A 20,284-nucleotide genomic window follows, 5' to 3' on the forward strand; every position below is an offset into this window, starting at 1 on the left:
ATCTCGTTTAGTATGTAGAGATACCTCATTAATATTTATCTTTTGACTACTGTTCATATCATCCTACTCAAAAATATTATCTGTGCTAATCAAAAATATCTTCAAAACTTATACTTTTTAATTATGTCATTTCAAAGGTATTTTTTATATTGTCCTAATTTAATCTAGAGAGATTCTTAATAACTATATAATGACTGTGCAACACCAATCATACGAATACTAAATGTAACTTTTACCTGTGTCCTTTCACGACAGAAACTATAACACTTGGAAATTAATGCATTAACTGCATTTCAATATTCATATACGTTAGGTATATGATTGTTCGATGCGAAGATAGTTGTCCTATTGCTTAAATCCATGTCGTATAATAAACCATTTTGAGTTAGAATTAATATGGAAATTAAAATCATAAATGTACTAAATTAGGATTAAATAAATAATTACTAATGGAGGGTACGTCGTGGACAATGAAAGGAAACGTACTTTTAAATATAGTCGTTATAACAGACGGACCATCCAGATACGCTGGATTATCGGAATCCTTGCAGTTGTAATAATCGGGGGATCGTACTTTCTTGGGATGCATGCTAAATCATCACAGGTTAAAAAGGAAAATCCTGTTACCGAATCAAAAACAGAAAAAGCAAAACAAAAAAGTGACACACCTCTAGCTTCTGATCCGAGAGATCTCGCCTCTTTCGGACACGGAACAAATGTAGAACAAACGAACAATGATTTCTCTCCAGAAGATGTCCAAAATGCTTTAGATACAGGGAAGCCTGTTGTTGAGAAGGCTATTTCATCCACAACCGAGTTAGTGAACCGTATTGTTAAAGAACAAAAAAAGATGAAAGAAACAGAACAACTTCGAATCAAAGATTTTCAAAAAACTGTCACCCAAGATGTGAGAGATCGAGTAGACGCGCAAGTTGAAATATTGAACGAAGCCGCACAAATTGCTCATATGATGGCTGCGGGTGCGTACATGGCGAAAAATGAAGATGTCCCATTCACAAATGTAGAAAACGTGATAGCGGAAAAACTCGAACCTCTCTCTCAAAATTTATTAGATATAGCATACAGCTTAGAGACGTATACGGTTTCTAAGAGTNNACCTAATCGAGAGGAAAAAACTTTACGGGCAATTCCGCTTAATGAAGCTATCTTCAACGCTTCTTCTAGTGATGCTACCGAAACGAGTACTGATGCTTCAAATGTAATGAATGAAGATGATGGAGAATTGATTGCAGAATTTTTAGATGGTCAATTTCAACTGACAGCCATGTTGAAAGAAGCGGATGACAAATATTACGAGATGTCACTCGAATACCCAGCTGAAGGCGATGATTTAACAACTGGCAATTCTTTGTCTCTCATGGTAAATGGTATGTCGGAAAAAATCATCGGCATTCAGAAATCGCCCACAGCAGATGGAAGTATTAAACACATCGCCAACACCTTGTCGACTGCAATCATCGAGATGCAATCCACTGCCTCTGAATTAGTGAGTTCAGAAAGACTACTCAAGAGTAATGAGATGGAAACGCGTCAGGACGGATACTATAGAGGACAAGAAGCTATCCAAAATTTGAACGACTTGAACAGCAATTTAGATACATCCGGATTTACCTCGCTAGATTTACCTACACGCGATATCAACAAAAATTAAAAAGGTTTACCCTGAAGGCACTCAGGTGCCTTTTCTTTCTGACAGAAACAGAACGTAAGTATGTAAAAAAATTACGATTTGAAAATTTCTTAACAATCGAACTGGCATTAAAAAGTTCAGTGAAATCCGAAATGTCATCCAAAAAGACTTGGTGATTTCGATTCGAGCAGCTTTTGAAACGCAAAAAAACCGCTCAACCGAGCGGCTCGTGACATCTTGGCGAAAAAAATAAAAAAGTGGGAAGTAAGTGGGAACTGATCCCCATTCACCTCCCACAAATCGCTTAAGCCTGCGGACGTTTCCGACGCAAACCATAATATTGATAGAACTGAACTTCGATGTTCCCGTTGTACAGCTTCCGGCGCTTCGTCGCTGGACGTCCGTAGGCTTTTTCGAACTCGACATACGACGTGATCATGTAGACACTGTAGTATGGGAATTCTTTATACGCTGTTCCGATCTTGCGGTACAGCTGATGAACTTCACGTGCGTCCTCGAGACGCTCCCCATACGGCGGGTTCCCGATGATGACACCGAAGTCTTCCTTCGGTTTGAAGTCTGCCGCGTCACGTTGCATGACGTTGATCGCATCGCGGACGTCTGCGAGTTCTGCGTTCGTTTTCGCGAGCTTGACCATCTCTGGATCGACATCGCTTGCGTAAATTTTCAGTGGTTTGTCCCACTCCGCTTTTTCGTTCGCTTCGTTGATCGCATCGAACCAGGCTTTCTTCGGAATACACTTCCATTCCTGCGAGACGAACTCACGGTTGATACCTGGTGCGATATTCCGCCCGATCATCGCCGCTTCGATTGCCAGCGTACCTGAACCAGTAAAGACGTCGTAAAGCGGCATGTCCGGCTTCCAGTTCGTCAGCATCAGCATCGCTGCTGCCATCGTTTCTTTCAGTGGAGCTGCTGAGTGGAATTCACGGTAGCCGCGTTTGTGTAACGCATCGCCTGACGTATCGATCGTTAATGTTGCGATGTCTTTTAACAAGGCGACTTCGATTGGATAGCTTGCGCCGGTCTTCGGCAACCATTCTGTTCCTTTGTTGTACTGCTCTTGCATGTGCGAGACGATCGCTTTCTCAGTGATCTTTTGACAGTCACGGATCGAGAACAGCTTCGATTTGACCGAACGACCGTTGACGATGAAGTTCGCATCCCACGGCATCAATTCGTGCCACGGTAGTGCCTTGACTTGATCGAACAATTTTTCGAATGTCGTCGCGCGGAACTCAGCAACGACAAGTTTGATCCGGTCCGCTGTCCGGAGCCACATGTTCAAACGGGGAATGTCCTCCATCTCACAATCGATGTAGACCTTTCCGTCTTCGACCGTACACTCGTATCCTAACGCACGGACTTCTTTTGCGACGAGCGCTTCGATTCCCATCGCCGCTGTCGCGATGACTAAGCGTTTTGCCATATCGCGTTCACTCCTTTATCGTTTCTTCCACAGTATCGTTTCATTGCAATAAAAAAAGAGCCCAGGGTGGACCTGGACTCTCGTTCAACTTAAAAATAACAGCCTATGTGGTCCTGTAAGCCATGTTCTGTTCCTTAGTGTTCCAAACGGTTTGACCCTCACACGCAGGCGACAATCATCTATCTCCGTATTTGCATACGCTCTCCATTGCGTTCAGTTCCGCTCCGGAAATTCCCCTACCAAATTTGGGTTTCTCGCTCGTGGGGTTTACCTCGTTCCACCTTCATGGTTTCCCATGAAGCTCCGTCACTGTGGCACCTTCAAGAAGTTTCGGCCATATCCGAAGACTTAGGCGTTCCTTCTGCCGTCAGCTTGACGCTGCCTACACTTATCTTTTAGTGTAGCACGATCACTACAGCCATCGCAGGCTGTGCGAGCATGGACTTTCCTCAAAGCATCGAAATGCCCCGCGATTGTCCGAACCAACATAGTCACTGCTTATGAGTGTAGCGTAGATGCCGCTTTCCTGCAAGAGGTAATTCTCGTTTTACAAACGAAAAAGTTGCGTCCCTGCCTCATTTCACGGTATAGTACAAGAGTTCAGAAGGAGGCATGCAGCATGAAAAAACGACGCTCTGGTACGAACCGGCGAACGGTTCGCAAGTTGACATTCCTGATCGAGATCGACGAGATCAAGGCACTTCATCTGCGAAACGGCATCTTCGCCTTCTATCGTCAAGGAGAGCTCATCCACGCGTTCGAGCCGTTCAACGTCAAGGCGCCCGATGCACTCTCAAAACGTAGCTATCATTTCGATCAACACGATATCTTGCTTATGAACGAACGGTTCCCTGAGCAAATCCCGTTGTATGATGAAGCGATGACGTTACGCTCTTGGGCCGACCAGGTCGCTTATGGTTTATACCAATTGATCGATTCCAGTCGCCTGTCGTTCGTCCATGAGGATGACACAGGATACAAGATGGAAGCGATGATCACATGGACTGGAGAGGCATTGACGCCTCCGACGCCCGTCTATAAAAAAGGAAAAGACCCGAAGTAACCTTCAGGTCTCGTACGGCGCTTCCCACTCAGTGGGAGGCGCTTTTTTATTTGACTGTCAGTAAGCGTTCGACGGTCCGCATATGCCGTCCACCTGTCGTTGTAAAGACAAGCTTATATGACCCCTTGTCTTTCAACTTATACGTAAACTTATGCGTACCGTTCGTTAAATTCGATTGCGTGAATGTCTTAACGACCTTACCGTCCTTATAGAGACGTGTCGTCGTCTTCGCACTCGCATACTCATCAAAATAGAATGTAAACGCCTGATTCGGCTTAACCGTTGCCGGTAACGAGATCTTCGAGATCGGTGCCGGCAGTGTCGCTAAGATTCCGGCATTCAAGCGACCTGCTCCGTAATGCAACTTCGTATCACCTGATTTTTTCGTCGCTGCAGCATATAACTTACTGCGCATCGTCGTGTTCGAGACGAATGGGTTCTTCGATTTCGCGAGCGCCAACACACCACTGACGACCGGTGTCGCCATCGATGTTCCGTCCAAGTAGCCGTACTTGTTGCCGACGATCGTCGAGTAGATCCCTTCCCCCGGTGCCATGATGTTGACTCCTTTACCGTAGTTCGAGAACGTCGAGGCACGCCCCAGCGTTCCGACGGACCCGACACCGACGACTTGACTCATCGATCCTGGGAAGAGTACTTTATTGCGCCCGTCGTTTCCGGCTGCTCCGACGACGAGTATGTTCTTCGCTTCCGCCTTTTTGACCGCTGCTTCCATGTACGGATCAAACTCATATTGTCCGAGTGAGAGATTGATGACATCTGCTCCCTGCTCGATTGCATACAAAATACCGTCGCCGATGTCGATTGATGCAGCAAAGTCTCCATCGAAGACATCGACCCCGATCAGTTTGACACCAGATGCGACACCGACGATCCCTTGACCGTCTTCACGCGCCGCGACGATACCGGCGACGTGTGTCCCGTGATCGTCAGGTTTTCGGATTCCAGAAATCGTCGTCGTCTTATAGATGACGTCCTTGAACTCGCGGTGTTTCGTATCGATTGCATCATCGATGATCGCAACTCGGATATCCGATTTTCCGCGGCTGTACTTCCAGTAAGCGGGAATGCGTGACTGATCAAGATACGTTTGTTGAAATTGAGCGGAATCCGTTGCTCTCTTGACGTCCGTGATTGGAATCAAATCGGCATCGATATCCTTTTCTTCGAGATGCGCAAGCGGCTCGACGAGCGAGAATCCTTTTTGTTTCAAGGCACGAATCTCGGTCAGCCCCTGATTCGCCAACCACTCTTGTTTTTGTTGTTCTGTAAACGTCGGATCATATTGTACGTATTGAGACTGCGCGAAAGCAGACGTTGGCATGGCGACGATTGTCGCTAGCGTGAGTAGTGCAAGTTGCTTTTTCATGGGAACCCTGCCCTTCTCTGATTACGCGCCGACCGAAGAATCGTCTGGACTAAAGCGGAACCGTGCCATCCGGTTCTTCGCTGACTTCAAAAGGAATGATCTTTCCGATCGTCACGTAAGCATAATAGCGTGCAAGGACCGCACGCCAACGCGTTGCATCGATCCCCGTTAGATCTTCACCTAACGGGGAACCGTCGAATGTCTCGAACTGTTGGCAAAAGAAGGCTTCTTCCTCCTCGTGCCACGTCACTTCTTCGCCGATGAACCCGGTCGAAAAGCGGACAAAATCCGCAATCGAGGGTCCAATCACTTCTGCCGGCAAGCGTTCGCTCATCCGTCCGACCAGTTCATACCGGTCGCGTTGTGCTTGTTCCGCTTCTTCAATCGAATGACACAGCAGCACTTCACGATTTATTTCTACTAACACGACATAGTCACCACTCGGTAAATTGACGTGAATCATCCCTACACCCCTCGGACTGAATTCGTGCGGCTTCTAGGTGTCATTTTTTCTTCGATAATTTATAATGTCCATTTTCGATCAAATGTTAATTCAATCGGCTCGTTATCTTTCGACTTTAACATAACGACCCGCGTCGTTTCAATTTGATCGACGAGATCCGCTTGACGAAGAGACTGAATTTCCTTTGAAGAACCGGCTTCAATCCGGTCTCTGTAAGGGGCAAGCAACTCTTGTTGATTGCTTGCGAGTGCGTACCAGGCAAGACGGGCGAACGGTTCGTCCTTCGCTGTTTCAAGCGCGTAACTCTCGAAGATATCTGGAAGATAACTGCTAAATTGATCAAGCGCGTCAATTCGTTCAGCGACATCTAAAATCGTCAACCAGCTCGGGAGTGAAAGCAACGATTCGCTCGACCACCAGTCGAGTAAATCGACATGCTCTTTAAGTAATTGATGAACTTCCGGCCGGTCAATCATATGTTGTAGCGTCTGGATGAGTTCGTTCCAGGCAAGTGACCAGTACTCCTCTGATGGATTAGCTGAAAGGAAAAATTGACGATAGACCGTCAACAATTCCGAAACGTCCGTTAATGGTTCGACTTCTAACCGTTGATTGAATCGGCTAACTGCTTTTGTAAAATAATTTGGTTCAAGCGTCAGTGCCATATAGAGTAATTTTGGTGCATTTTTAATTTCGCCTTGATCGACCGTCTCAAATAATTCTTGAATCCATTCTGGTTGTGGTTGTGTCATAATCTTTTTCCTCCGTCTAGTAAATTTATTTACTATACCCGAAAAAAGATTGGTTAAATCCTTTCTTCTCTAAATCGCTCCGATTCGTTGGGCGGTTTCCTCCGAACACAAGACGATCAACGTCCCGTTTTTCGGAATCGCTTCATCGAGTCGACGGTTCAAATCGAGTCGTTTTCCATCAGATAAGATCGTGACGCCTTCTTCTAGCAAGGCATGATAGGCGTCACGATACGTTCCCCACTCCGGTCTACTCGGAATCGAGAACATGCCTTCACCGTCCTTCGTCAACAAATCCGTCACGACCTTCGTCACACCAGGATGATGGGACGCGAGGATCGCCATCCGGGCAATCGTCTCATCACCAAGTAACACCTCATCAACCTTAACCTGTTCGAAGCTGTCGAGGTGTTCTTCAAGCATCATTTCGACGATTGTATAAATGTTAGGATTCGCCCGTTCGATGCTTGAAGCAATCAACAATGTCCGTCCGTCAGCATGGACCGGTGGAATCGAATGATCGGCGAGGACGATCGCGCGAACTGCCTTTTCGATGTGTGCCCGTTCGAGCGTCGATGTCAGTGCCGGATCACCACAGACGTAATGAAATCGTGGGTGACTGAATGGCTCGCGCTCTAAATCATCGACGAGGACGACATCCGTATGTTCGAGTAATGAATCGATGACGTGCTTCGAACGCCGACTGTAACCGAAAACGACGGTATGCCCTGTTTCTTTCACTTGTAATAACCCTCTTTCCTTTTGATTGCGAATCAACTGGACACCGTCGACCAGTTTTGAGATTAGTCCCCCGACGATCCCGATTCCAAAGATGAAGACGAAAATCGTCAGAATCCGACCGGTATCAGAATTCGGGAAGAAGTCGCCGTACCCGACCGTGACGACGGTCGTCATCGTCCAGTAGACGGCCCGGAAGTAGGATCCGAACGTCTCTGGCTCAAGAGCATACATGATGCCCGCGACACCAAAGACGAAGATCAAGGACGCATATCCGAGCGTCCGCATGCGTAAAAACGATACTTTTCGTAAAAAACGTAACCAGACCATCTTTTTTTCATTCCTTTCGAACAATCCGGTCTCTTTCCCTGTCAATAAGGGCGAAGGAGGTGATACACATGACACAAGCAGAAGAAATCAAGACGAGTCTCGTCATTGTCTTCGAGCGGAAGGACAAGGTGACAGCAAACGGTGATGCCGTCGTTGCTCGCCGCCGCTATAACGGCTTACGTTCGAATCTTCCAGCAGACGTCGTCGCTTCGATCGGTCAAGCGGTCGGCAGCTTACTCGACGGACGCTACGCGCTGACGGAAATCAGCCGTGACTACGCTCTACTCAAGGCATAACTTATCTCTACATTTCATGAAAGGAGTGACCATTGATGGAACATACGATCGTCCTGACATTTGATACGGTGACAAAAAAACCGTATCGCTTGCGGATCGCTGGTGCGAAGGAAAATGCGACCGTGGCTGAGATCAAAGCAATCGGTGACTTGTTCGTCGCCCATGACCCATTCATGAACGGTGTCACACGTCTCGCGTCCGCTGAATTGCAAAATAGTTCGGAATCGCCATTCGTCTTGTAAGCTTTTTCAGTCCATCGTCACGGGATTACGTGACGATGGCTTTTTTTTGGTATACTAGAAACATCAACCAGCTGAAAGGAAGTCAATTTATGGCCAAACGCCCACTCACTCCTCGCGAATGCGAACTCGTCGTCTGTAGTCTCTACGTAATGGAACTCATCCCGTTCGAAGGCATCATGGAACGTCTCGAATCCATTACGCTCCGAGACATCATCGGCCCCGTCGCACGTGGTGAATCGACGCGGGAGCAAGCTGCTGACGCGCTTGACCAGTACATCAAGGTCCGACGTCGCCGGTTCCGCAACGTCCCACCGGAACATCTGTGGTCGCTTGACGACCGGATTGAACAAGAAGCACTGCGGATGATCCGCAAGCGTTCGCCGCTCTCGGCAGGAGAAAAGCTCCAGCCGAAAGCCATTCCTCATGAAATGGGTGATACGGTCGAGTTGAAAGTGACCGAAATTCAGGATCGCAACAACAAAGTGACCTTGATCGGGAAAGTCGGAAACGTCACGGCGAAGCTCCCGGTCGCGAACCGTCAAGCCTATAAAGGCAATAAGACGATCTCTGCCTGGATCACGGGTGTCGAGAAAAAACCTGCCTTACTTCATCTGTCGACATCCGACTACGGTAAGCATCAGCCGTCAGACGACGTCAAAGTAGCGTACGCAACTGCCGTTGCCGCGTTACGTCGTTATTTCGAGACGAACGAACTTCCGACGACCGAAGAAGTCGATCTCGCGAAATCACTGTTCCAACGGATGATCCGTCGCGATCAGAATGATTGGTTCACAGTGTACGTCGCGATGGGTCGTCCGCAACTTGATCACGTCCGGCGCTGGGTCAAGGTCATTCAGATGCTCGCCCGCTCACTGCGCGGAGACGAGGAAGCGACACAACAACTCGCTTCGCAGGAAGATCGTTTCTTCAAGGATGCCTTATTGCGTGCCTGTAAAGCGGCAGAGAAAAATTTCACGTCTTGATGCTTTCGCCCTAGAACGTATCGATTCCTAGTCAAAACGAAAAAAAGAACGCTTCGGACCGGATAAGTTTTTCCGGGACGAAGCGTTTTTTCGTGGATCATTGAACCGCAAAATCATAGATACGCGTTCCTTTTTTACGATTCGCATCTTTGATTTCTCCTTGATACATCAGTTGCTCATTCTTCAGATCGATCACGGACACTTGGAATCCATCGTTTGTCTCGGAAGAGAGATAAAGCTGCATCTCGTCCTTCGAATCCAACCAATCAATCTTTTTCAAAACGAGCGGACTGCTTACGCTATGCTCGGATAATCGTTTCGTTTCCAAGTCGAACATCGACCATTCGATTCGTTTCGTCTCCCCTTCCGGCAGGCGGAAGCCGATGAGATAACGACCGTTCGCATAGGGCGTATAACCGATTTGCTGCTGATTCAACTCCTTGATGGAACGAACGCTCTTGCCGTCATCAAGGAAATAAGATAGTTTAGTGTTCTCCTCATCGCTATCAGACGGTTGTTCCGTGTAGACGACCTCATTTTGATGAATCGCTAAAAATTGACGAGCGTGTTTAGGCGCTACTGGCTTTTGAAGAACGATCTCTTCAACCCGGTCGCCTGTTAAATCGAGCACAAGCAGTTTCGTTTCCCTTGGCTGATCGACTCGATCGAGTTGAATGTAGACCTTCATCGCCTGTTTATCGACGACACTGGCTTGTATGTCCATCCCCGTCTCAAGTTTTGTATCATACTGAAATGTTTTCTCGAACATCTCCTCCGTCTTAAACGTAAACATCTTAAATTGCAGTTTATTGTGTTTGATCTGAATCGCATACTCTGATTGTCCATCTCCACTTACATTCGTTTCCATATGCGTCGTGAATTCGTAATATTTATCTGGCAAATCCGTCATGCTATCTTCACGGAATAGTTGTCCGACGTAAGAATTTGACTGTTTTTCGATGTCTCCCTTAGCGTTGACATCATAAATCGTCGAACGCATGCCTTTCGTCTGAAGACGTAAATTAAAATTTTCGATTTGCGAAGGTTTTCCACTGACGGTCTCGAGCGAAAAGTCTGCTCCTTTGATCGACAGCGTGTAGCCGATGTAGCTTCCGATTGTTATGAGAATGATCACTCCATAGATCAGAAGTTGACGATATCGTTTCATGAGATTTCTCCTTTAGACGGATAGACGCGTCTGGACTAACCGCAGATTTTTGTACGACACATATAACGTTAAGAGCACGATGTACCCGAGATAAAATTGCATGTGCAGTTGACTCAAATCGTTCGAAATAGCTGACAATGCTAAGCCCAAAATGATATAACCGCCAATCAACGCAATCCCATGTAATCCGACGAGCAAGAACGCTTTTCCCTTTCGGAACGATCGTTCAAGTAATACTGTCATGAAGACGAACGAGATGACGATGAATGTCATCAGTAAGATGAATAAAATATCACTCGGATACATCGTATAGAACAACTTCATATAAATGGAGTATTCATTGATGCTGGCTGTGACCTGTTGAGCATCTGGTAACAACCATAAGTAGAGATTACGACTAAGCAACAACAGCCCCCACTGAATTCCGATCAAACTAGTCACGACAAGTAAGAGTGCCGTCATTTTCGACCCAAAAATCGCCCGGCGTGATCCCGGTAACAATAGCAATCTGTAGATGTACTTCGTCTCACCTATCCAGTCGCGGTACCAAATCCAAAACGCAAACAGGATGATCATCCCCATTGCTAATACAATGATTGAATCGTAAAAATCCGTTGCCTGTGCGAATGTCAACGCACCACCTGCTCGCGCAATTGCGTCCATTTCTGATATCTGTTCAATCCGCATCGTTTTCTCGATCGTGCTTTGATAATCGTAAATTTGATAGAGCAGAGACGCGATTTCCGCGACGATCAAGCCTGAAATCAACAACACCAATACTTTCGTACTTCGTTTCAGTTCTTCATTCGTTAATAACAACCAGCGTTTCATCCTTGATATACCTCCCGCATCCGGTCTTGGACCGATTGATGATGATGACCTCGCAGTTCATCCGTCTCTTTGACTTCGACGATCTGACCGTCTCGTAAGAACAACACTCGGTCGATCACTTGCTCGACTTCAGCGATTTCGTGAGTCGTCATCAGGATACTCCGTCCTTCCATGAACTCACTTGAGAAAATCCAGGCAATCTGTTCCTTCATGAACAAATCGATTCCCGCGAGCGGTTCGTCGAGTAATATGTATGGACGATCGAGGGCGAATCCTAAGACGAGATTGAACTTCGCTTTGTTCCCTTTTGATAAGTTCGCCATTTTATCCGTCGTAAACAGCTGGAACGTCTGCAGTAACCGTTCCGCTGTCTCTTGATTCCAGTCCGGATAATGATCTGCCATATATGCGAGCGCTTGTCCGATCGTCATGTAGCTCGGCATCGTCTGAAGATCAGGCACGAACGCAATTTTGTCGCGCGTTGTTTTACCGTCGACCGTCACCGTACCGGCATCCACTGGAATCAGACCGAGAATTGCTTTTAGGATCGTCGACTTCCCTTCCCCGTTCAAGCCGATCAAACATGTCACTTCGTTTAGACCGACGGAGAACGTCACGTCACGTAAGACCTGTTTTTTTCGTCCATATCGCTTCTGTAACCCTTTTACCTCAAGCATCGGATTCACCCTCCTTGATTATCACCATTGTATTAAGACAATAGTACATCTGTTAACTGTATGGTACATGCCATACAGTCTAGCGTCAACTTGTTTTTTTCCTGCTATCATCCAGAAAATGAAAAAGAGCCGGACAATCCTGTCCGACTCCGCGAGTATTCGACTTCGTTTTTGCTTTTTAATTTATGAAAGAAGAGAGACGTGAGACGTTTGGTTCACTCGAAATCGCTTCCTAAGGAAAAACAAGCAGGAGCGACCCTGCAACGAAGTGAAGCGGCGCGATGCTTGTCCCAGGAAAACGATTCGAGATGAACAAAAAAGTGCACGCTGTCTTCACGACGTCGAATTCTCTCGATTCGTTGATTAAAAAAAGAGAGGACGCCCTAATGGACGCCCCCTCTGAAAACGTGACTGGTGCTTCAATAAATATCAATCGTTGACTCCAGTGCCCGGCATGTCCGACGCACGGTCGGTAAGAAGTCGGTCCGTTTTGCGACACCGCCTTCAATCTGGACATGCTGAATGCCTTTCGTCCGCTGCATCGCTGTTAAGACGGTGACCAGCTCGATGAACCAATTCGAGATCAGTTCGACGACCTGTTCGTCAAAAGCGGCAGCGCCATACACATCATACCCGTTCTCGCAGAGATGGTTCGGGAAGCGGGCTTTGAACCGATGAATCAAAGTGTCCGTCGTCGGAATCAAAAATTCGTCGTAGACAACACGTTGCTCGGCATCAAGCGTTTGTTCTGTCACACCATCCATCATCAAATGTGGCTGATTGCCGATATTCAATGTCCAACTCGTCTTCTTTCGCTCGCCAGTGGAAGTGATCGTTCGCATGGTTTCATCCATCTCCTTTTGATGTGTAAGCGTTTACCTTCTCATTTTACCTGTCATTTGACCTGTTCTGCAACCGTCAACTTGACCATTTTAAACGATGACTTCGCTTGACATTCAGTCTACCAAATTCAACGCTTTTTGACGATGTCAGGAATTAACATCGTCCTTGTAAATGTAGACAGCAACGAGATCGATCAAGACATGGATGATGATCAGCGGCCAGAGTGTCTCAAGTGCTAGGTACAAGTAACCGAATCCCGCCCCGATCAGTCCTGTCACGAGGATTGCGAACCACCCTTGATAACGATGCGCGACACCAAACAAGATTGCCCCGATCCAGACGAAACTGACGTTAGAAAACGGTAAAAATAATCCGAGCGTATGAAAAAGAAACCCGCGATAGATCAACTCCTCCGTCAACCCTGCCATCAGCGCGACCATCTGAAACCCGGTCCGTTCCTCTTTCGTTCGTGGCAGAATCAGTCGCTCCGCCTCACTTTGATAAAGCGGCAACAAACGTTTGCGAAACGCCGGAACGGTCGCTGTCAAAAGCAAGACGATACAGAGAAAGACGATCAGTCCGATCGTCGCGTACCAGACCGGACCACTTGGGACAAAAAACATCAAGCCGATTTCCGGCAACTGTGTGCCGCTGATCAGTGTTCCACCGACGAGCAACAAACATAAGATCCCGCTTGACTGGACCATCGAGGGGTAGAATTCCTTGCGAGGAACGATCGTCAAATCGACCGGACGGACCGCCGCGATGATCGAAAGGACGACGAGTAATCCGAGTAAAAACCCATTTACGAAGAGATACATGACTTCGACTCCTTTTTTGATTCCACACTCCCGTCACAGAAAGTGCTATTAGACCCTACTAAAATATGATACCATTCAGTGGAATCCTAAACAGAGGAGAGAACAATATGCGAAAAGTTTTTCGAATCAGCATCTTGTTCGTACTGTTCGCCCTCATCGTCAGTAGCTTCATCTACTGGCAAAATCGGGAACGTGTTCAAAATGAAATGTATCGTACGTATTATGGACAGCATGGCGTACCTGCCGAGAACATCGACATCTACGAACAAGCCGCGGCACGTTACGGCATCGACTGGAAGCTACTCGCCTCCATTCATCGCGTCGAGACGATCTTCTCGAACTCGTCAGCGATGCAATCGTCCGTTGGCGCCATCGGCCCGTTCCAATTCATGCCGAAAACATGGGTCGGTTGGGGATACAAAGGTGGCACGTCGCTCGGTGACATCGAGCATGACGGCATTGACGTCACGGATCCGGAAGCCATCGAGAAATATGGTGGTCTCGGAGTGGACGCGGACGGCGACGGGAAAGCTGATCCGACGAGTCTCGTCGACAGCGCCCACACGGCAGCGAAATACCTGAAGCAACATGATGTCACGAAGACATCCGACCGAGACACGCTCGCGACAGCACTGTTTGAATACAATCGCAGTGAACAATATGTTTCTGACGTGCTCGCCCAATACGATCGTTACCAGCACCATGTCGAGGCGATCGATGCGAACGACCTCGACCTCAAGAAGAAGACACTCGCGTTCTTCCTTCGCATCAGCTCACGTTTGACCAATTAAAAGGAGGCACCACCCATGACACCAGCCGATTCTTCCGAACTCTTGATTGAGGAATCGTCGATCCGCGTCCAGACGACGTTTGATCGAGACAAGACGAAACGCTATTTACGCAGCTATATCTTTGACGACATCGCAGAAGGAACGCACGTCGCCGCATTAATTTACACACCACGGACGACGGACGCCTTTCTCTCTGGAACGACGACACAACGTGCGTACAATTTGATGAAGAAGTATGTCAATGACCCCGTCAAACAATATGACATCATCAGTTTGATGCCGGACCTTCTCGTCAGCGAGGATCTACCGTTCGCTCAAGCAAGCTTCGATGAGACGAACTATGAGTTCGTCGCGAAGACACTTGCCGATGTCAAAGCGAAAAATGGCGTCGTCCTCTGTGGCTGGGGTTCTCCTGGTCGTCTGATGCACCACCTGCCGGCATACGAGGAACTGTTTGATCAATATGCTGACATCCTCTATTGCTCCGGCATCACGAACAAAGGTGAACCGAACCATCTGCGCTTGACGATGGACGATAGCCCGATGATCACGTATAACGACATGAAACAAAAAGCGAAAAAATTGCGTCGTAAATGACACAATAGACCCTTCCTTAATGGATAGGGTCTTTTTTCGAAACATTTTCCAAACATATTGCGTATAATCAAGGTCTACATCAATCATTACATAGTAAGGAAGGTCATATGATGCCATTTTGGGATGAAGATCTACAAGAAGAAACGATCATTTCAGTCAAAGAAACAGACATCACACGAATCGAGCAAGCCGTCAGCGGTCGACTCCCCGCTCGCTACCTCAAACAGATGCGAAAGCAAAACGGTGGTGTTCCAGAAGCGAAGGTCGTGATGGTCGAGTTCGAGAATACATGGTCGGACGAAGAAACGGGTCTACATCTTCCGCTCTGCTCGATGACATCATTGACATTCGAGCGGTATCTGGACGAATTGTCTGTCCTCCGGGAATGGGACGTCGAAGGGAACGTCATGATGTTCGCTGAAGGACAAGGTAGCTATTTTTGGTACTTCCACTTTACGGAAGATACTGAGCCGACTGTCTGGTGTCTCGACATTTCGGACGAGACGAACCATTTCGTTGTGTCAACCTACGACGAGTGGTTAACGAAGCTGAGTAGCGATGTTCCGGAAGTCTTCATGCCGGATGTCGTATTTCTGACGTTACCTGAAATCAAGGACATTCTCCGTGGAGATGATGAAAACGAAAAACTCCTCGCCTACTCCCACTGAATGATTCTCGATGAAGAACAAGAAGAACTCATTGAAGCGTTCATGACACTGATCGAACGAAACGACCAGCCTGATTTCCTTGGCTCTTATGCGTATTACCTCATAGAAGTCTTGACGAACAACCCGGATTTATTAGACCAGAAACGAGATGTCGTCACTGCCTTGATCCTCAGCAAAGGTGACGATCTCGATGCAGAGGATCTGTTGTCTTGGATGGACGAAGAGAAAGACGAAGAGTTATGACCTAAACCATAAAGCCAGTATTCCTCGTCCAAACGGATGACGAATACTGGCTTTTTGCATGCATGTAAAATCTTTTAAGACAACATCAACTCAAGCAGGCAGTCGACAAGATCCTTCTCCAGTTCAAGTGCTTGCAACTGGTGCATCATGTTGACCGGATCGAGCTTTTGTGACAATAGACGGTACAAACGGTCCTTCAGGTCATAGCTGATTTCCGCTTGGTCGAGAAACGCATACAACCGGTCCATCTTGTTCTCGTTCGTCGACATCTCGACTTGAAGCGACAACGTGATCGTATCCGTCACTTCACCGAGTTCGACACGAAGTGACTGCGTCGCATGATCATAGACGCCGGTGACACTTTCCCCGTCGCGCTGGACGTAACCTTCGCGGACCCCGCGTAAAATCAATGTGATTGACCGATTTTCCGGTAGCAAGTCACGATGTCCAGTCGGTGCAGCGATCGTCAGTTCACGCGCTTCCCAGTCGAGCGCGAATGTCGTCTCAACATTGACGCCATCGCGGTGTGCGATCCCTGTGCTGTCGTCTTCAAACAACGTAAACCGGTTCGAGGCTCCTGGGAAGACGACAACTTCGAGATCGTCCGGATTATGCAATGCATTCGAATGCTCGAGATGACGACCGAGTGGGACGATCGCACCGGCTTTCGCAAGTACGCCTTGGTCTTCGAGATAGCGGAACAGACGGATCTGTTTGCCACCTCGATAACGGTGCCCATTGAAGAAATCGAACCATTCTCCTTCTGGCAACCATGCAGTCGCAGCCGTCATGTGCAGTTTCCGATGCATCGGCGTGACCATCGGCGCGACGATCAATTCCGTTCCGAAGTAAAACTGATTCGGGACATTGTATGCTTGATCGTCTTCTGGATGCTCATAATACATTGGTGAGACGAGGGGCAAGCCGTCAAAGTGATTGCGGGCATTCATCGTGTAAATGTACGGCACGAGCTGATGCCGGAGTCGTAAATATTTCTTCATGACGTTCGCCGCATCGGTCGAATAGCGCCATGGTTCCTTCCCATTGAAGATGCTCATCGTACTATGCAGACGCATAATCGGACTGAAGACACCGTACTGGAGCCAACGTGTCGATAACTCGTCATCTTTTTCCCCGCGCTGGTGCCCCCCGATATCATGACTCCACCAGCCGTAACCGATGTTCGACGCCGTCGCCGTGAAATACGGCTGGAATTGGAGTGATGCCCACGAGATGATCGTATCACCCGAGAAACCGACCGGATAACGGTGACTTCCGGGTCCCGCGTAACGTGAGAAGATCAACGGTCGATTACCATCACGTGCGATATCGAGTGCGTGGTAATGATTGAGCATCCAGAGCGGATCAAGCCCTTTCATCTTCGAGTTCGCACCCTGTTGCCAGTCAATCCACCAGAAGTCGACGCCATCCGCCTCATGCGGATGATGCAACTTCGTGAAGTAGTTCTCGATAAACGTCCGGTCCGAAAAATCAAACGGAATCCGGACATCCGATTCGGGATCAACACCCATCGCGACTGCCATCGCCTCGTATGCTTCCTCAAACCCACGCACACCGTCCGCCGGATGCAAGTTGAGCGTGACCATCCGATCGTCGTCCTTCAACCATTGCAAGAATCCGCGTGGATCCGGGAACAAATCACGGTTCCACGTATAACCCGTCCAACCGCTTCCGTATCGTTCCGGAATATCGGTAACGTGCCAGTCCATATCAATGACGCTGACCGAGAATGGAATATCTTCCGTCTTGAAGCGTGTCATCAAGTCCTTATATTCTTTCTCACTATATCGCCAGTAGCGACTCCACCAGTTGCCAAGTACCTGACGCGGTAACATCGGTGTCGGTCCTGTCAGGTGGTAGAAGTCACGCAGTGCCTGTTTGTAGTCGTGACCGTATCCGAAATAATAGATGTCATGCGTACCAGAGCGACGCGGTTCGACGAAGTGGTCTTCCGTCAGTACGAAGGCGTTCGAATCGTCGATCGCCGCGTATCCTTGCCGTGAGACAATTCCTTCCTCGAGAGGAATGACACCGTCCGCGTGGTCAAGCGTCCGTGCCGTTCCTTTTAACGTCCGGAGTGGTCCGCCGAACGTATAACGGCTGTAATAGGTACTGAAGTTCCCTAAGACATCGATATAAAGTGTGTTCGCAGCGAACGGTCCCTTTGTATAATGCAGATGGACGTGCTCGGTGATGATTTGCAATTCTTCCTCGTTTTCGACGATGCGGTAAGCAGGTACCGGGAAATCACGATTGAAGACCGTTTGGGTCGGTCGATCCTCGAATTGTCCATCCGCCGCGTATTCGAGTCGGATCATCCGACTCGTCAAGACCGTGAAACGGTAGACATCTCCTTGGATGATAGCGTCTGGTCGTGCTTGTGGTTTCATGTCGCGCGTGTAGAAATGGGATTCATCAATTGTTCGCATACGGGTTCGGGACTTCCGTCCCTTTCACTTCCTTCCAGGCTAAGTAGTGTGCAACCGATTACACATCTAGTGTATAAGAGTTCATGTTCCCACTTCAAGGAAGAATCAACCTAAAAATGTCCCGCACCTGAAAATAGATGCGGGACGTTACGTCATAATAAGGGTGAAATCAAGCGCGAAAGTGACTCGAAAATACGGAAGCGGAGCGGGCGTTTGACGTAATCATTCGATGATAACTGAATCGAGACGTCGAAATCAGCAATGAAGTCACGCTCGAGCTGTTCGGCACTTTCCGTATCGTACAGGAACGCCATTAGTTCATAGTTGAGGACAAAACTGCGAATGTCCATGTTTGCCGTTCCGACAGCACCAATCTTGCCGTCGACGAGAAACAGTTTGGCATGGATGAAGTGACGGTTGTACGTGTAAATCTTGACCCCATCTTTCAGGAGTGGTCCAAAGTAGNNAACGGGTGCCGTAGTAAGACGTAAAACTATCGCCTTTCCCCGGTGTCAGGATGCGGACGTCAAGCCCGGCACGTGCAGCAAGTCGAAGTAGCGTCATCGTCTCATTGTCCGGAATCAAATACGGTGTCGCAATCCAGATCGAGCGTTGCGCCGAGATGATGGCGGCAATCAAGGCATTGCGAATCGCGGGATCCTTTGAGGTCGGTCCGCTCGTGACAATTTGAATCGCTCCGTCGGACGCCACATCATGTTTCGGGAAGTACTGGTGGATGGTCTCTTCCCCCGCAAACGTCTCCCATGTGTCGTCCGATTCGATTTGGGCATAAATCCAGTCGTCGAGGAACGTCGCTTGTAATTCCTTAACGGCACGTCCTTCGAGCCGTAAATGCGTATCGCGCCAAAACCCGAACTTCTTACTCTTGCTGTCGTACTCATCACCGACGTTCAGTCCACCGGTGAAGCCAACCTTCCCATCAACGACGACGATTTTCCGGTGATTGCGGAAGTTCGCCGTGAAGATGAATAAGGGACTCGAGATTGGATCATAGGCTGCGATATGTGCCCCAGCGTCGCGTAACGGACGTAGGAAATTCTCACCAAGCATATAGCTTCCAAGTCCGTCATACATGAACCGCACTTCGACTCCCGCTTCGAGTCGCTCGATCAATGCTTCCCGGATTGCCTTGCCTGTCTCATCGTTTCGATAGATGTAGTACTGGATGTGGACGTGATGTTTCGCTTGACGAATTGCGTCAAGAATCGCCGGGAACGTCTCTTCCCCGTTCGTCAGAATCTCACTTGCTGTATGAACGTCCCCCCCGCCACCACCGAAGTTGCGAATCGTGTTCGCAAGCTTCAAGTGATTCGGTGGCAATTCACTGACGGCAAGCGACCGGACTGGACGAATCGCTTGTTTCAGCAATTTTCGTTCGTCATGCGAACGACGATTCCGGCGGCGACGCCGTGGATTCCGACCGAACATCAACCAGATGATGACACCGAGAATCGGTAAGAAAATCAGGACGAGAAACCAAGCGATCGTTGATTCCGCTGTCCGGTTCTCGATGAAGATGATCATGATGACGGCGAGCGGCACAACCGTCGCTGAAATCGTTAAGACATAAAATAAATAGCCGAGTTGATATAGTCCCCAAATAATTCCGCCGGCGACTAAAAATACAAGTGCGAATTGTAAAATCCGGTTGCGCACAGACCTTCCTCCTTCAATTAACATACCTTCACTAGTATTCTTTCCCCATTCACTATGAAAATATAACAAAAAAGAGAAACCGCAGATACGGTTTCTCTAAAGATTGACCTTTTATAAAAAGTTTTCTTCGTACATCTCACGACCGGGTATCGGATCGTTCAGA

The 20,284-nt window shown here is 48.1% G+C and carries 19 protein-coding genes, 1 other RNA gene and 1 pseudogene; 8 read left to right on the top strand and 13 right to left on the bottom strand.

The genetic code is table 11. The annotated features are described in order from the left end of the window. Positions 1–1,955 precede the first annotated feature (1,955 nt). Both B2751_RS11750 and rnpB read right to left on the bottom strand, forming a co-directional pair. The gene (locus tag B2751_RS11750; RefSeq protein ID WP_029341397.1) at positions 1,956–3,101 is read right to left on the bottom strand and encodes a THUMP domain-containing class I SAM-dependent RNA methyltransferase; all 1,146 of its coding nucleotides are present in this window, start codon (positions 3,099–3,101) and stop codon (positions 1,956–1,958) included. A 111-nt stretch (positions 3,102–3,212) separates the two neighbouring features. Continuing rightward, positions 3,213–3,586: RNase P RNA component class B (rnpB, locus tag B2751_RS11755), an RNA gene on the bottom strand. A gap of 134 nt (positions 3,587–3,720) precedes the next feature. Between rnpB and B2751_RS11760 the strand changes: the two genes are divergently transcribed. Further along, complete coding sequence (locus B2751_RS11760) at positions 3,721–4,164, top strand: hypothetical protein (protein ID WP_029341396.1); 444 nt, start codon at positions 3,721–3,723, stop codon at positions 4,162–4,164. Positions 4,165–4,210: 46 nt separating this feature from the next. Here B2751_RS11760 and B2751_RS11765 read toward each other — a convergent pair whose 3' ends face one another. The 4 genes from B2751_RS11765 to B2751_RS11780 form a co-directional block, all read right to left on the bottom strand. Then, entirely contained in the window at positions 4,211–5,554 is a 1,344-nt protein-coding gene (locus B2751_RS11765) for a S8 family peptidase (protein ID WP_290774932.1), read from the bottom strand. Between the two features lie 49 nt (positions 5,555–5,603). Continuing rightward, positions 5,604–6,017, bottom strand: a complete 414-nt coding sequence (locus B2751_RS11770) for a hypothetical protein (RefSeq protein WP_023467922.1) — start codon at positions 6,015–6,017, stop codon at positions 5,604–5,606. Positions 6,018–6,076: 59 nt separating this feature from the next. Then, on the bottom strand, positions 6,077–6,769 hold the full coding sequence (locus B2751_RS11775) for a hypothetical protein (RefSeq protein WP_290774934.1): 693 nt from the start codon (positions 6,767–6,769) through the stop codon (positions 6,077–6,079). A 69-nt stretch (positions 6,770–6,838) separates the two neighbouring features. Beyond that, positions 6,839–7,834: a potassium channel family protein gene (locus tag B2751_RS11780; protein ID WP_231496867.1), complete on the bottom strand. Its 996-nt coding sequence runs from the start codon at positions 7,832–7,834 to the stop codon at positions 6,839–6,841. Positions 7,835–7,902: 68 nt separating this feature from the next. Here B2751_RS11780 and B2751_RS11785 point away from each other — a divergent pair, with 68 nt between their 5' ends. From B2751_RS11785 to B2751_RS11795, 3 genes are all read left to right on the top strand, one after another. Further along, positions 7,903–8,130 carry a hypothetical protein gene (locus B2751_RS11785; RefSeq protein WP_035408455.1) on the top strand — a complete coding sequence of 76 codons (228 nt, stop codon included), beginning with the start codon at positions 7,903–7,905 and terminating at the stop codon, positions 8,128–8,130. Between the two features lie 35 nt (positions 8,131–8,165). Continuing rightward, positions 8,166–8,372 carry a DUF2922 family protein gene (locus tag B2751_RS11790; protein ID WP_035408457.1) on the top strand — a complete coding sequence of 69 codons (207 nt, stop codon included), beginning with the start codon at positions 8,166–8,168 and terminating at the stop codon, positions 8,370–8,372. A gap of 89 nt (positions 8,373–8,461) precedes the next feature. After that, the gene (locus tag B2751_RS11795) at positions 8,462–9,355 is read left to right on the top strand and encodes a hypothetical protein (RefSeq protein WP_214729807.1); all 894 of its coding nucleotides are present in this window, start codon (positions 8,462–8,464) and stop codon (positions 9,353–9,355) included. A 97-nt stretch (positions 9,356–9,452) separates the two neighbouring features. On the opposite strand, the gene B2751_RS11800 is transcribed toward B2751_RS11795, so the two are convergent. From B2751_RS11800 to B2751_RS11820, 5 genes are all read right to left on the bottom strand, one after another. Beyond that, entirely contained in the window at positions 9,453–10,523 is a 1,071-nt protein-coding gene (locus B2751_RS11800; RefSeq protein ID WP_035408460.1) for a hypothetical protein, read from the bottom strand. A 12-nt stretch (positions 10,524–10,535) separates the two neighbouring features. Then, on the bottom strand, positions 10,536–11,354 hold the full coding sequence (locus B2751_RS11805; protein WP_290749590.1) for a hypothetical protein: 819 nt from the start codon (positions 11,352–11,354) through the stop codon (positions 10,536–10,538). Beyond that, entirely contained in the window at positions 11,351–12,031 is a 681-nt protein-coding gene (locus B2751_RS11810; RefSeq protein WP_290774937.1) for an ABC transporter ATP-binding protein, read from the bottom strand. The genes B2751_RS11805 and B2751_RS11810 overlap by 4 nt, the downstream gene beginning before the upstream one ends. A gap of 419 nt (positions 12,032–12,450) precedes the next feature. Beyond that, on the bottom strand, positions 12,451–12,873 hold the full coding sequence (locus B2751_RS11815; protein WP_050677057.1) for a hypothetical protein: 423 nt from the start codon (positions 12,871–12,873) through the stop codon (positions 12,451–12,453). Positions 12,874–13,020: 147 nt separating this feature from the next. Continuing rightward, on the bottom strand, positions 13,021–13,695 hold the full coding sequence (locus tag B2751_RS11820) for a CPBP family intramembrane glutamic endopeptidase (RefSeq protein WP_290774939.1): 675 nt from the start codon (positions 13,693–13,695) through the stop codon (positions 13,021–13,023). Between the two features lie 107 nt (positions 13,696–13,802). On the opposite strand from B2751_RS11820, the gene B2751_RS11825 reads away from it, so the two are divergent. The 4 genes from B2751_RS11825 to B2751_RS11840 all read left to right on the top strand — a co-directional run bounded on the left by B2751_RS11825 (position 13,803) and on the right by B2751_RS11840 (position 15,994). Further along, the gene (locus B2751_RS11825; protein WP_290774941.1) at positions 13,803–14,486 is read left to right on the top strand and encodes a lytic transglycosylase domain-containing protein; all 684 of its coding nucleotides are present in this window, start codon (positions 13,803–13,805) and stop codon (positions 14,484–14,486) included. A gap of 15 nt (positions 14,487–14,501) precedes the next feature. Beyond that, positions 14,502–15,083 carry a DUF1643 domain-containing protein gene (locus B2751_RS11830; RefSeq protein ID WP_035408471.1) on the top strand — a complete coding sequence of 194 codons (582 nt, stop codon included), beginning with the start codon at positions 14,502–14,504 and terminating at the stop codon, positions 15,081–15,083. Positions 15,084–15,193: 110 nt separating this feature from the next. After that, entirely contained in the window at positions 15,194–15,751 is a 558-nt protein-coding gene (locus B2751_RS11835) for an SMI1/KNR4 family protein (protein ID WP_290774943.1), read from the top strand. Next, on the top strand, positions 15,752–15,994 hold the full coding sequence (locus B2751_RS11840; RefSeq protein WP_290774945.1) for a hypothetical protein: 243 nt from the start codon (positions 15,752–15,754) through the stop codon (positions 15,992–15,994). 74 nt (positions 15,995–16,068) lie between these two features. Here the strand turns inward: B2751_RS11840 and B2751_RS11845 are convergent, their stop codons facing one another. Further along, on the bottom strand, positions 16,069–18,444 hold the full coding sequence (locus B2751_RS11845) for a glycoside hydrolase family 31 protein (RefSeq protein ID WP_290774947.1): 2,376 nt from the start codon (positions 18,442–18,444) through the stop codon (positions 16,069–16,071). A gap of 152 nt (positions 18,445–18,596) precedes the next feature. Beyond that, positions 18,597–20,121 (bottom strand): annotated as a pseudogene (locus B2751_RS11855) (cardiolipin synthase). Between the last annotated feature and the right edge of the window lie 163 nt (positions 20,122–20,284).

Source organism: Exiguobacterium sp. UBA6282 (assembly GCF_002440475.1).
In the GTDB taxonomy this organism is placed as follows: Bacteria; Bacillota; Bacilli; order Exiguobacteriales; family Exiguobacteriaceae; genus Exiguobacterium_A.

Excerpts from the sequence above, each read along its gene's own strand:
- B2751_RS11750 (WP_029341397.1), bottom strand. The coding sequence starts at position 3,101 with ATGGCAAAACGCTTAGTCATCGCGACAGCGGCGATGGGAATCGAAGCG.
- B2751_RS11760 (WP_029341396.1), top strand. The coding sequence starts at position 3,721 with ATGAAAAAACGACGCTCTGGTACGAACCGGCGAACGGTTCGCAAGTTG.
- B2751_RS11765 (WP_290774932.1), bottom strand. The coding sequence starts at position 5,554 with ATGAAAAAGCAACTTGCACTACTCACGCTAGCGACAATCGTCGCCATG.
- B2751_RS11770 (WP_023467922.1), bottom strand. The coding sequence starts at position 6,017 with ATGATTCACGTCAATTTACCGAGTGGTGACTATGTCGTGTTAGTAGAA.
- B2751_RS11775 (WP_290774934.1), bottom strand. The coding sequence starts at position 6,769 with ATGACACAACCACAACCAGAATGGATTCAAGAATTATTTGAGACGGTC.
- B2751_RS11780 (WP_231496867.1), bottom strand. The coding sequence starts at position 7,834 with ATGGTCTGGTTACGTTTTTTACGAAAAGTATCGTTTTTACGCATGCGG.
- B2751_RS11785 (WP_035408455.1), top strand. The coding sequence starts at position 7,903 with ATGACACAAGCAGAAGAAATCAAGACGAGTCTCGTCATTGTCTTCGAG.
- B2751_RS11790 (WP_035408457.1), top strand. The coding sequence starts at position 8,166 with ATGGAACATACGATCGTCCTGACATTTGATACGGTGACAAAAAAACCG.
- B2751_RS11795 (WP_214729807.1), top strand. The coding sequence starts at position 8,462 with ATGGCCAAACGCCCACTCACTCCTCGCGAATGCGAACTCGTCGTCTGT.
- B2751_RS11800 (WP_035408460.1), bottom strand. The coding sequence starts at position 10,523 with ATGAAACGATATCGTCAACTTCTGATCTATGGAGTGATCATTCTCATA.
- B2751_RS11805 (WP_290749590.1), bottom strand. The coding sequence starts at position 11,354 with ATGAAACGCTGGTTGTTATTAACGAATGAAGAACTGAAACGAAGTACG.
- B2751_RS11810 (WP_290774937.1), bottom strand. The coding sequence starts at position 12,031 with ATGCTTGAGGTAAAAGGGTTACAGAAGCGATATGGACGAAAAAAACAG.
- B2751_RS11815 (WP_050677057.1), bottom strand. The coding sequence starts at position 12,873 with ATGCGAACGATCACTTCCACTGGCGAGCGAAAGAAGACGAGTTGGACA.
- B2751_RS11820 (WP_290774939.1), bottom strand. The coding sequence starts at position 13,695 with ATGTATCTCTTCGTAAATGGGTTTTTACTCGGATTACTCGTCGTCCTT.
- B2751_RS11825 (WP_290774941.1), top strand. The coding sequence starts at position 13,803 with ATGCGAAAAGTTTTTCGAATCAGCATCTTGTTCGTACTGTTCGCCCTC.
- B2751_RS11830 (WP_035408471.1), top strand. The coding sequence starts at position 14,502 with ATGACACCAGCCGATTCTTCCGAACTCTTGATTGAGGAATCGTCGATC.
- B2751_RS11835 (WP_290774943.1), top strand. The coding sequence starts at position 15,194 with ATGCCATTTTGGGATGAAGATCTACAAGAAGAAACGATCATTTCAGTC.
- B2751_RS11840 (WP_290774945.1), top strand. The coding sequence starts at position 15,752 with ATGATTCTCGATGAAGAACAAGAAGAACTCATTGAAGCGTTCATGACA.
- B2751_RS11845 (WP_290774947.1), bottom strand. The coding sequence starts at position 18,444 with ATGCGAACAATTGATGAATCCCATTTCTACACGCGCGACATGAAACCA.